This window comes from Nonomuraea typhae (assembly GCF_009760925.1).
In the GTDB taxonomy this organism is placed as follows: domain Bacteria; phylum Actinomycetota; class Actinomycetes; order Streptosporangiales; family Streptosporangiaceae; genus Nonomuraea; species Nonomuraea typhae.
The window spans coordinates 53,039-65,453 of record NZ_VRLV01000027.1; the positions used below are offsets into that span (position 1 = coordinate 53,039).

The following is a 12,415-nucleotide window of genomic DNA, read 5'->3' on the forward strand; positions in this document are numbered from 1 at the left end:
AACGACATACGGTGAAGAAGTAGGACATGGATGTTTTTCAGTTGCATGAGCGTCTTGTCGCTGACTACGAAGATTTCACCATGTCCTTGGTGCATATTCGGGATGACCGAATCGCCGCGCACTTGGAGGAGGAACGCGGCCGGCGGGTCCGCTGGCCGCACCCTTGGGTGTCGCTCAATCCAAGCTTCGCCGAAGGTGGCACCATCGCGGAGGCCGTCCGCGACGGGCTGCTGCACCCCACATGCGAGCTCCTGTTCCGCGTCAAGACCAACCCGGACGACGCGGGGGAGCGGCCCATCACCCTCCACCGCCACCAGCGCGAGGCCGTTGAGGCCGCCAGAGATGGCCAGAGCTACGTCCTGACGACCGGCACCGGCTCGGGCAAGAGTCTCACCTACATGGTGCCGATCGTCGACTCGGTCTTACGCGACCCGCGGCCCGGCAGCGTCAAGGCCATCGTCGTCTATCCCATGAACGCCCTGGCCAACAGCCAATTACACGAGCTGACCCGCTACCTGCAATGGGGTCTGCCCCGCGATGCGCGTCCGGTGACCTTCGCCAGATACACCGGCCAGGAGAGTGAGGAGGAGCGCGCTCGCATCCTCGCCGACAAGCCGGACATTCTCCTCACGAACTACGTGATGCTGGAATACCTCCTCACCCGGCCGCTCGAACGCCGCGACCTCATCAGCGCCGCTCGCGGGCTGCGTTTCCTGGTGCTGGACGAACTGCACACCTACCGAGGCCGGCAGGGCGCCGACGTCGCGCTGCTCGTCCGCCGCCTGCGTGACGCGTGCGACGCCCCCGACCTCCAGTGCGTGGGCACCTCGGCCACGATGGCCACCTCCGACACGTTCCACGAGACCAGGCAAGTGGTCGCCGGCGTCGCCACCAGGCTGTTCGGCGTGCCGGTCGCCGAGCAACGCGTCATCGGCGAAACCTTGGTCCGCGCCACGACGGAGCTGAGCCAGGCCAAAGGCTTGGCGGAGAGCGTCACGAGGGCGGGCTCCTTGGATCGTTCCTACGCCGAGCTTGCCGACGACCCACTGGCGAGCTGGGTCGAGACGGAATTCGGCCTGACGACGGAGACCGGCGGACGCCTCGTCCGCCGCACGCCTACCAAGGTCGCCGTCGCAGCCGCCGAACTCGCCGACCTGACCGGACGTCCTGAGCAGGAGTGTGCGCAGGCCATCGAGCGCCTGCTGCAAGAAGGCGCCAGGACCCGGCACCCGACGACGAACCGGCCCCTGTTCGCCTTCCGGCTGCACCAATTCCTATCCAAAGGGGACACCAGCTACGTCAGCCTCGAACCCGAGGCCGAGCGGCACATCACCAGCCAATACCAGATCAGCGTCCCCGGCCACCGCGACAAGATCCTCCTGCCCCTGGCCTTCTGCCGGGAATGTGGCCAGGAGTATCTCGTGGTGGCCAAGCGGAAGGACAGCAGCTTCGTCGCCCGCCAGGAGCAGATCGTGGAGGGTGGTGACAGCGTCAATGGCTACCTGTACATCAGCGAGGAACGTCCCTGGCCTGCCGATCCCATCGAAGCCGGCCGCCTGCCTGACACCTGGCTGGAACCGTCCGCCGACGGTGGCACACAGGTCCGCCCGAACCTGATCGACTATCTGCCTGGACAGGTGTGGCTGGCCCCCGACGGCACCGAACGCCCGGACGGGGAGGGGGTACCCGCCTGGTACGTGCCGTCCCCCTTCCGCTTCTGCCTGCGCTGCCGTGTCTCCTACGAGCAGGTCAGAGGCAGGGATCTCGCCAAGCTGGCCACCTTCGCCGCCGAGGGTCGCAGTTCCGCAGTCTCGCTGATCAGCACCAGCATCGTCCGCAGCCTCCGCGGGCAGGAGATCGACTCGAAGGCGAGGAAGCTGCTGACATTCGTCGACAACCGGCAGGACGCCAGTCTCCAGGCAGGTCATCTCAACGACTTCGTCCAGGTGACTCAGCTTCGCGGCGCGCTCTACCGAGCCGCGCTCGCCGCGGGTGCGGAAGGGCTGGCCTACGACGAGGTGGCTCAGCGGGTGGCCAAGGCCATGGACCTGCCGCTGAAGGCGTTCGCCCTGAACCCCGGGGTCAAGTTCGGCCAGAAGGAGGCCGTGCTCAAGGCGTTCCGTGGGGTGCTGGCGTACCTCATCTACCTCGATCTGGAACGTGGCTGGCGCATCACCATGCCCAACTTGGAACAGACCGGGCTCCTCAAGTTCGACTATGTGGCCCTCGACGAGATAGCGGCGGACGACGAGCGCTGGCCGAAGGCGCACCCCGTCCTGCGGAATGCCGAACCGGGGCGGCGGGCGGAGTTGTCCCGCATCGTGCTGGACGAGATGCGCAGGGCGCTGGCCGTTGACGTGGAGGTGCTCACGAAGGAGGGGTTCGAGCGCGTCTACAACCAGTCCGATCAGCTCCTGACCGGTCCATGGTCGCTCGGGGACGGGAGCCGGGACACCGCGCGCACCGTGTTCGCACGACCGGGGCGCCCGGGGGAGAGCCGCGACCGGGTCAACTTCACCGGCCGTTCCGCGCTCGGCCGCTACCTGCGCCGCCCCGGTAACGGGCCGCGGCTTACGGTGGACGAGGCGCAGGACGTGATCACCAGTCTCCTCGACACGCTCAGAGAGTACGGCCTGCTCATCGATTACGAGGGCGGATACCGGCTCAAGGCGTCGGCGATGATCTGGCGGGCCGGAGACGGCACGTCGGGAGCGCCGGACCCGCTGCGCAAGACCGTCGACCCGGCGGTCGGCGCCAGGGTCAACGAGTTCTTCAAGAACCTGTATGCGAACGTCGCCACCGACCTCGCGGGCCTGCATGCCGCGGAACACACCGCCCAGGTGCGCGCGGAGGATCGCCAGGAGCGCGAGAAGTTCTTCCGCGAAGGGGATCTGCCGCTGCTCTACTGCTCACCGACCATGGAGCTCGGCGTCGACATCGCCACGCTGAACTCGGTCGCGATGCGCAACGTGCCCCCGACTCCGGCCAACTACGCCCAGCGTTCGGGCCGCGCCGGCCGCAGCGGCCAGCCGGCGCTCATCACCACGTACTGCTCCACCGGCAACGCTCACGACCAGTACTACTTCCGCCGCAGTGAGCGGATGGTCGCGGGCAGTGTCCAGCCGCCCCGTCTGGACCTGACCAACAAGGACCTGCTGGAATCCCACATCCACGCCATCTGGCTGGCCGAGACGGGCGCCAGCCTGCGCAGGCAGATGACGGACGTGCTCGACGTCTCCCAGCCCGACCTGCCCGTCCACGACCACATCGCAAGTCAGCTCGCCGACGAGAACGCCCGCCGACGCGCGGTGCCTCGGGCCGGGGCCGTCCTCAAGGACCTCTTGGAGAAGGAAGGGCTCGGGCAGAGCCTGTGGTGGGCGGAGGAATGGCTGGAGGACACCGTGCGCGGAGCCGCCCGGCGGTTCGACGCGGCGTGCGACCGGTGGCGCGACCTGTACCGGGCGGCCATGCACGAGCAGGCCGAGCAGAACAAGCGCGTGCTCGACCACGCCTCCAGCCCGCAGACGATCAGGCGCGCCCAGTCGCGGCGCATGCAGGCCGAGAACCAGCTCAGGCTGCTCAAGAACGAGGACAACGACCAGCAGTTCAGCGACTTCTACACCTACCGCTACTTCGCCTCCGAAGGCTTCCTGCCCGGCTACTCCTTCCCCCGGCTGCCCCTGGCCGCCTACATCCCCGGCCAGCGCAAGCGCGGCGCCTACATCCAGCGGCCCCGGTTCATCGCCATCGGGGAGTTCGGGCCCGGCGCGCTGATCTATCACGAGGGGCAGCGCTATCAGGTGGCCAACGTCCAGGTTCCGGCGGGCGAGTCCGGGGACGTGGCCACATCCGAGGCCTGGATCTGTCACAACTGCGGTTATTGGCACAAGCGCGAGGCTGGTAACGAGCGCTGCGGTGAGTGCGATTCGGAGCTGTCGGGCCTGCTCTCCAACCTGATGCAGCTCCAGACCGTGCAGACGATCCGCCGCCAGCGCATCTCCTCCGACGAGGAGGAGCGCCGCCGCGCCGGCTTCGAGGTCATCACCACCTATGAGTTCAGCCGCCATGGTGCCCGCTCCGGGCGGCTGGAGGCCGAGGTTCAGGGTGAGCAGGGCAAACTGGCCGATCTCGTGTACGGCGACACCGCCACCGTCCGCCTCATCAACCGGGGTTTCAAGGGCCGCCGCAACCGTGACGATATCGGCTACTGGCTCGACCCCGTACGCGGCAAGTGGGAGCCAGAGTCCAGAGCGGCCGACCGGGCTCCCGAAGAGGAGGGGCTGGTCTCCGAGGAGAGCGCCAACCGGGTGGTCAAGGTCGTCCCGTTCGTCGAGGACCACAAGAACATCCTCGTGCTGCGCCTGGCCGAGCCCGTCCCCGACCACGTGGCCACCACACTCCGCTACGCCCTGGAGCGCGGCATCGAGGCCGAGTTCCAGCTCGAGGACGGCGAGCTCACCAGTGAGGAACTGCCCGACCGCGAGCGCCGCGGCCGCATGCTGTTCGTCGAGAGCGCCGAAGGCGGCGCGGGCGTGCTGCGCAGGCTGCGCGACGAGCCGGGCGCGATCGCCGCCGTCGCTCGCCAGGCCCTGCAGATCATCCACGTCGACCCGGACACCGGCGAGGACGAGGAGCACGCCCCCGACGCCCGCGAAAGATGTGAGCGCGGCTGCTACGACTGCCTGCTCGCCTACACCAACCAGCGCTACCACACCCAGATCGACCGGCTCAGCGCCCGCGACCTGCTGCTCGAACTCGCTGGCGCGCACGCCCGCGGCGGCAACGACCGGCGCACACAGGACGAGCACATCCAGGATCTGCGCGATTCGGCCGGCAGCGTGCTGGAGCGCGATCTGCTCGCCTTCCTGCGCCAGGGCGACTACCGGCTCCCCGACGCGGCGCAGGAACTCGTGGCCACCGCCAGGGCCAGGCCCGATTTCGCCTACCACACCCAGGCCGGCGACGTTGCGATCTTCGTGGACGGGCCGCACCACGACACCGCGTATGTGGCGCAGCGCGACGAGCAGGCCGAGGACCGGCTCATGGAGCTGGGGTGGCTGGTCATCAGATTCCGGTATGACGAGGAGTGGGAACAGACGGTGCGCAGGTACCCGAGCGTCTTCGGCAGTGGCCGGAGCGGCCGATGAGCGGCTACACCGCGGGCTCGCTGGTGGCGGCCCGCGGCAGGGAATGGGTCGTGCAGTCTGCGGACGCGGACTTCCTGCTCGCCCGGCCGCTCAACGGCGACACCGACTTCGAGGCGTGCCTGTTCGCCGACGAGGTGTCCGCGGCGACGTTCCCGCCGCCCCGCCCCGACCAGGTGGGCGACAGCGTGGCCGCCGGAATGTTGCGTACGGCGCTGCGCATCGGCTTCACCTCAAGCGCGGGGCCGTTCCGCGCGCTGGCCTCGATCGCCGTGGAGCCGCGCCAGTACCAGCTCGTCCCGATGCTGCTGGCCTTACGGATGCCAACCGTGCGACTGCTGATCGGCGACGACGTCGGCATCGGAAAGACCGTGGAGTCGGCCCTGATCGCCAAGGAGCTCCTGGAACGGGGCGAGGCGAGCGGCCTTACCGTGCTGTGCTCCCCGGCGCTGGCCGAGCAGTGGCAGGCGGAGCTGCGTGACAAGTTCGGCATCGAGGCCACGCTCGTGCTGCCCTCCACCGCAGGACGGCTCGAACGGGCACTCCGTATCGACGAGTCGATCTTCCAGCGCCACCGGTACACGGTCGTGTCCACCGACTTCATCAAGAGTGACCGCCGCTACCAGCAGTTCGTCCGCACCTGCCGGGACCTGGTGATCGTGGACGAGGCGCACACCTGCGTGTCGACCGGCTCGGCGAGCCGCCAAGGCCAGCTCCGCTACCGGCTCCTGCAGGAACTCGCCGCCGACCCGCATCGCCACCTCATCCTGGTGACCGCGACGCCGCACAGCGGAAAGGAGAACGCCTTCCGCGACCTGATCGGCCTGCTCGACCCCGAGCTGCGCGACGTCGATCTCGACAGCGCCAAGGGCCGCGAGCGGCTGGCCAGGAACTTCGTCCAGCGCCGCCGGGTCGACATCCGGCGCTATCTGCAGGGCACCTCGTACCAGCAGGACACGCCCTTCCCGCAGGACCGCCAGACCCGTGACATCTCCTACGTCCTGACGGGGGAGTACGCCAAACTCGCCGGAAGCGTGCTGGCCTACGCGAGGGAGACCGTGCGCCGGCCGGGGACCGGGCTGCGCCAGCGCGTCTCCTGGTGGTCGGCGCTGGCCCTGCTCCGCTCGGTCGCCTCCTCACCCAGAGCCGCCGCCGCCACCCTCACCACCCGATCGGTCGCCGTCGCCGCCGAAACCCGCGAGGAGGCCGACGAACTGGGCCGCTCCAGCGTGCTCGACCTCACCGACGACGAGGCCATCGAGGGCATCGACGCCGCCGCCGGCGGCAGGACCGGCGAGGACGACGAACCACCCGCCGACCGCGAACGGCTCAAGCGCCTGGCCCGCGCGTTCGCCAGGATCGAGGGCCCGGCCGGTGACGCCAAGCTGGCCGCGCTCATCGCCGAAGTCAAGGGGCTGCTGGCCGACGGCTATGACCCGATCGTCTTCTGCCGGTTCATCCCCACCGCCCAGTACGTCGCCGAGCACCTGGCCGTCGCGCTCGGGAAGAAGGCGAGCGTCCGGCACGTCACCGGCCAGCTCCCGGCGGCCGCGCGCGTGGCCGCCATCGAGGAGCTGGGCGCCGAGCCCGGCCACCACGTCCTGGTCGCCACCGACTGCCTGTCCGAGGGCATCAACCTCCAAGACCACTTCCAGGCGGTGATCCACTACGACCTGGCCTGGAACCCGACCCGGCACGAGCAGCGTGAGGGCCGCGTGGACCGGTTCGGCCAGCGCAAGCAGATCGTCCGCGCGCTCACCATGTACGGGCTGGACAACGGCATCGACGGTGTCGTTCTCGACGTGCTCATCCGCAAGCACCGCACCATCGCGCGCCAGACCGGCGTGGCCGTCCCGGTGCCCGCCGGCGGCGACGACGTCGTCAAGGCGCTGGTGGAGGGCCTGCTGCTGCGCGACGACTCCGCCCAGGAACAGCTCGACCTGGACTTCGGCGTCACCCGCACCCGCGACCAGCTCCACCGCTCCTGGGAGAGCGCCGCCGAGCGCGAGTCCAAGGCCGTCACCAAGTACGCCCACTCCGGCGTCAAGCTCGACGAGGTCGAGCGGGAGGTCGCCGACATCCGCGCCGCGCTGGGCGCCCCCGGAGACATCTTCCGTTTCGTCAGGGAGGCGCTGTCAGGCTTCGGCGCGATCATCGACGCCCGCCCTGACGGGTTCGACGCCGACACCCGCCAGCTCCCACTCTCGGTACGGCACGCGCTCGGCTTCAACGGAGCCGACCGGCTGGCCTTCCATCTCGACATCCCCGCTCCGCCGGGCAGACATCCGCTGGTGCGCACCGATCCCATGGTCCGCACGCTGGCGCGTACCGTCCTGGATTCCGCGCTCGACGCCGAGGGGCCGGCCCGCCGCTGCGGGGTCGTCCGCACCGCGTCGGTCGCTGCACGTACCACGGTGCTGCTGGTCCGCTACCGCTTCCACCTGACCCTGCCGGGCCGTTCCGGCCGCGCGATCGTCGCCGAGGACGCCCAGACCCTCGCCTACCGCAACGGCCCGTCCGCCAGGGAATGGCTGTCACCGGACGAGGTGACGGGACTGCTGTCCGCCCGTCCCGAGAACACCATGCGCGAGCTCATCGAGCGCATGGCCCAGCGTGCCGTCGCCGAACTGGACGACGTGCTCACCGACCTGGACGAGCACGGCCGGGCGGTCGCCGAGCGCCTGGCCGAATCCCACCTGCGGGTACGCGGCGCCTCCGGCGCCGGAGTGAGAGGGCTCAAGGTGACCGCCACGACCCCCGCCGACGTGCTCGGCATGTACGTCTACCTGCCCATGGGCGGTACCCGATGAGGGAGACCACCTACTCGACCGTCGACGTGGCCGGCGGCCTCATCCCGCACGACGTGCTGTCCCGCATCGGCGCCGCCGACCGGGACCTGCCCGGCATCCGGCCCGAGGACTACCACCTGGCCGCGTCCGAGCGGCTCGGCGACGCGGCCAGCCGCAAGTGGGACTACCTGCTGGGCGCGTACCGGGCCTTCCACGACCGGGTCCCGGAGGACGAGCCCGCCACCGCCCTCACCCGTGACCGCTGGTCGCTGATCCTGCTCAGCGAGCTGGGCTTCGGCCAGATCCCGTACGTGCGGGGCGGCATGCGGGCAGGGGACAAGGAGTTCCCCGTCTCCCACCTGTGGCAGCACGTCCCCGTCCACCTGGTGGGCTGGAACGTCAGGCTCGACCGGGCCACTCCGGGAGTCACCAAGCGCGCGCCACAGTCGATGGTTCAGGAGTTCCTCAACCTGTCCGACGACCACCTGTGGGGCGTCCTGTCCAACGGGCGCCGCCTGCGCATCCTGCGCGACTCCACCGCGCTCATCGGCTCCGCCTACGTCGAGTTCGACCTGGAGGCGATGTTCGCCGGCGAGCTGTACGCCGAGTTCGTGCTGCTCTACACGCTGCTGCACGCCTCCAGGTTCGAGCTGCCCGTACGGCAGGACGGCTCGTCACCCACGCCCGCCGACTGCTGGCTGGAACGCTGGCGCGCTTACGCGGCCGAGACCGGCATGCAGGCTCGGGAGCAGATGCGCTTCGGCGTTCAGCGGGCGTTGGAGGAGCTGGGGACCGGCTTCCTGGTCGCCAACCCCTTACTCCGCGACCAGCTCGAATCCGGCGATCTCGACCCTGACGAGTTCCACCACGAGCTGCTGCGCCTGGCCTACCAGCTCATCTTCGTCTTTGTCGCCGAGGACCGCGCCGCCCTGCTGCTCCCCGAGGCTCCTCAGGAGGCGAAGGACCGTTACACCACCTACTTCTCCACCCGCCGCCTGCGCCGCCTGGCCGCCAAGCGCACCGGCGATCGCCACACCGACCTCTGGAAGACCCTTGTCAAGGTCATCGCCGCGCTCGGCGACGACGACGGGCTGCCCGCGCTCGCCCTGCCCGGCCTCGGGGGCCTGTTCTTCCGCACCTCGCCCACGGTCGGCCCGCTCAGCGCCGACCCGCACCCCGACCAGCTCCTGGCCTGCGACCTGCCCAACGACCGGCTGCTCGCCGCGATCAGGAACATGTCCACCGTCAGAGGCAAGGACGGACGTCCCCGCGAGGTGGACTTCCAGCACTTGGGCACGGCCGAGCTGGGCAGTGTGTACGAGTCGCTGCTGGAGCTGGTGCCGGACCCCGACCTCGCCGAGCCGAAGTTCGCGCTGCTGGACAAGGTCGCGGGCAACGACCGCAAGACCACCGGCTCCTACTACACGCCCTCGTCCCTCATCGAGTCCCTGCTCGACACCACCCTCGACCCCGTCATCGACCGGTACGTCTCGACCGGCGAGGACCTGCTCAAGATCACCGTGTGCGATCCGGCCTGCGGATCGGGCCACTTCCTCGTCGCCGCCGCCCGCCGCATCGCCAAGCGCCTGGCAGCCCTCAGGACCGGCGAGGACGAGCCGGTACCCAAGGCCGTGCGCGAGTCTATGCGGGAGGTCGTGGCGCGCTGTGTGTACGGGGTGGACGTCAACCCGCTGGCCGCCGAGCTGGCCAAGGTGTCGCTGTGGATCGAGTCCCTGGACCCGGGCCGGCCGCTGGCCTTCCTCGACGCCCACATCAAGGTGGGCAACTCCCTGCTCGGCGTCACTCCGGCACTGCTCACCTCGGGCATCCCGGACGACGCGTTCAAGCCGATCGAAGGCGACGACCGCAAGGTCGCCTCGTCGCTGAAGAAGCAGAACGCCCGCGAGCGGGGCGGGCAGGAGACGCTCATCGACGAGACCGGCGTGCGGGTGGGCAACAAGGACCTCGCCGGGCGGGCGCGGGCGCTCGCCGCCGTGCCGGTGTCGTCGGTGGCCGACGTGCGGGAGCAGGAGCGGCGGTTCCTGGCGATGGAGGAGGCGGCCGAGCGGAAACGTCTCGTCGCGGACGCCTGGTGTGCGGCTTTCGTGTGGCGCAAGCACGCCGACGCGCCTGCCGCGATCACTACGCAGATGGTACGGCGGCTCGCGGACGGTGGGACGTTGCCCAAGGCGGTGGCGGGGGAGCTACGGGAGATTGTGAAGCGGTACCGGTTCTTCCACTGGCACCTGGAGTTCCCCGAGGTCTTCGAGGAGGCGTCCGATGGCGGGGCGGACTCTGCAGCGGGGTGGCGGGGCGGGTTCGCCTGCGTGCTGGGCAATCCGCCATGGGAGCGGGTGAAGCTACAGGAGCAGGAGTTCTTCGCCGCGCGGGCCCCGGAGATCGCCGGGGCCAAGAACGCGGCGCAGCGGAAGAAGATGATCGCGGCACTGGCCGAGAGCGCGGAGTCGCGCGAGCGGGCGTTGTGGGCGGATTACCAGGATGAGTTGCGGGTGGCCTCGGGGTGGAGCCATGTGCTGCGGACCTCCGGGAGATATCCGCTGACCGGGCGCGGCGACATCAACACCTATGCGGTCTTCGCCGAGACTGGCCGCATCATCCTGGCGGCCGAAGGTCGGGTCGGAATGGTGCTGCCCACCGGAATCGCCACCGACGCCACCACCCAGTACTTCTTCAAGGATCTGGTCACCTCGCGGACGTTGGTCGCGATCTACGACTTCGAGAATGAAGACAAGATGTTCCCGCAGGTTCATAATCAATTCCGCTTCTGCCTCTGGTCGGCGGCGGGCGCAAGGGCGCAGCAGAAGCGCATCAGCCTGGCTTTCCGGCTGCGAAGGGTCGTCCAGGTCGAAGAGCGCAGCTTCACGCTCGCTCCCGAGGACATAACTTTGCTCAACCCAAACACCGGGACCTGCCCGGTGTTCGACTATCGGCGAAATGCCGAGATCACACTGAAGATCTACAGGCGGGTTCCGGTGCTGTGGCAGGAGAGTCCCGAGCGAAACTCCTGGGGACTGTCATTCGTGCGCATGCTGGATATGGCAAATGACTCCAATAGTTTTCATGAGCGCCTTTCGGTGGAAAGGGCGGGCTGGCGCCTAGAAGGCAACGTCTTTGCGGATGGCCCCAGACGCATGCTGCCCTTGTATGAGGCGAAGATGGTCCATCACTTCGACCACAGGTTCGGCACATATGACGGGCAGACCGAGGCTCAGGCTAACAAGGGCACGCTGCCTCGATCAACGCCTGAGCAGAAAGACGATCCGGGCTACGTTGTGCAGCCCCGGTATTGGGTGGAGCAAGCGGAGATCGACAGGCGCCTCGACGCCAAAGGCTGGGACAAGAACTGGCTTATGGGCTGGCGCGACATCTCGAATTCGTGGAATGAACGCACCGTTATTAGCTCAATCATTCCTCGTGTTGGGGTTGGGCACACCTTTCCACTTGCACTGACTTCTTCGGCGGCCATTCTTGCTCTATATGTAAACTTCTGCTCATTGGTTTTTGACTTTGCCGCTCGTCAAAAAATATCCAGCACCCACCTAACATATAGTCTCATCATGCAGCTTCCTGTGCTACTGCCACAAACATATGACGGCAATAGTGCTTGGGCGGAGGGCGGTCTGGGTGAGTGGATCAATGCGCGTGCTATAGAGCTTTCCTACAACTCCTACGAAATGGAGGCGTTCGCCCGCGACCACGGCGACGAAGGCCCGCCGTACCGCTGGGATGAGGAGCGGCGGTTCTGGTTGCGGGCGGAGTTGGATGCCGCGTACTTCCACCTCTATGGCATCGAGCGGGAAGACGTGAATTACATTATGGACTCCTTCCGTGCCTTCCAGAACAACGCCCCCGAACGCTTCGTCCGCACGAAGAAGGCCATCCTCGAAATCTACGAACTGATGGGCGACGCCATCGCGGGCGGTAAGCCGTACCAGACGATGCTGAACCCTCCGCCGGGACAGGGACCGCGTCACCAGCCCCGCTCATGAAGGCTGGAGGCGGCGGCCGAGGTCGAGCGGTGACGGGCCCATCAGCCGCACTCCCGACCGGGTGGGGAGGGCGAAGGCGACGGCCTTGCCCGGGGCGGCGTAAGTGGCGATCATCGTCGGATAGGTCCGGCAGTAGCCCTGAGACAGCTCCCGGACCAACGCCAGTCCGCGCCCTTGCTCCGCAAGCAGCGACGGCGTGCTCTGTGTCAGAAGGATGAAAATCTGCGATTCGCCGGAACCCGCTACGGTGGTTGGCATGACCCCGTACCTGCTCATCCTCGGTGAACGCGAGGCCGTGGCCTGGGTGCTGCGAGAGTCGCGGATGGCCTTCCCCCAGACGGCCCGTCGCTAGTGTGATGCGCCAGAAATTCTGAGGGTAAGGAAGTAGCCTGTTGGCATGTCGCATCCGGGGCCTTCCGCTGTGGAAGTCACGCTGTCCGAGGACGAGCGTGCGGAACTGCTGAGCCGGGCG

Annotated in this window: 4 protein-coding genes; 3 read left to right on the forward strand and 1 reads right to left on the reverse strand. The window is 68.3% G+C overall.

Features of this window, described 5'->3' with window-relative positions:
* Window positions 1-80: 80 nt before the first annotated feature.
* The 3 genes from FVE25_RS52715 to FVE25_RS52725 are packed head-to-tail and all read left to right on the forward strand — an operon-like array spanning window position 81 to window position 11,943.
* Entirely contained in the window at window positions 81-5,147 is a 5,067-nt protein-coding gene (locus FVE25_RS52715) for a DEAD/DEAH box helicase (RefSeq protein ID WP_246268852.1), read from the forward strand.
* Window positions 5,144-7,954 (forward strand): helicase-related protein, encoded by a 2,811-nt coding sequence (locus FVE25_RS52720; protein WP_157254984.1) that lies wholly within the window; start codon window positions 5,144-5,146, stop codon window positions 7,952-7,954. Before FVE25_RS52715 ends, FVE25_RS52720 begins: the two co-directional genes overlap by 4 nt.
* Complete coding sequence (locus tag FVE25_RS52725) at window positions 7,951-11,943, forward strand: Eco57I restriction-modification methylase domain-containing protein (RefSeq protein WP_157254986.1); 3,993 nt, start codon at window positions 7,951-7,953, stop codon at window positions 11,941-11,943. The genes FVE25_RS52720 and FVE25_RS52725 overlap by 4 nt, the downstream gene beginning before the upstream one ends.
* Here FVE25_RS52725 and FVE25_RS52730 read toward each other — a convergent pair.
* A complete protein-coding gene (locus tag FVE25_RS52730; RefSeq protein ID WP_157254988.1) occupies window positions 11,938-12,201 on the reverse strand; it encodes a hypothetical protein in 264 nt (87 codons plus the stop codon). The genes FVE25_RS52725 and FVE25_RS52730 overlap by 6 nt on opposite strands.
* Between the last annotated feature and the right edge of the window lie 214 nt (window positions 12,202-12,415).

Excerpts from the sequence above, each read along its gene's own strand:
- FVE25_RS52720 (WP_157254984.1), top strand. The coding sequence starts at position 5,144 with ATGAGCGGCTACACCGCGGGCTCGCTGGTGGCGGCCCGCGGCAGGGAA.
- FVE25_RS52725 (WP_157254986.1), top strand. The coding sequence starts at position 7,951 with ATGAGGGAGACCACCTACTCGACCGTCGACGTGGCCGGCGGCCTCATC.
- FVE25_RS52730 (WP_157254988.1), bottom strand. The coding sequence starts at position 12,201 with ATGCCAACCACCGTAGCGGGTTCCGGCGAATCGCAGATTTTCATCCTT.
- FVE25_RS52715 (WP_246268852.1), top strand. The coding sequence starts at position 81 with ATGTCCTTGGTGCATATTCGGGATGACCGAATCGCCGCGCACTTGGAG.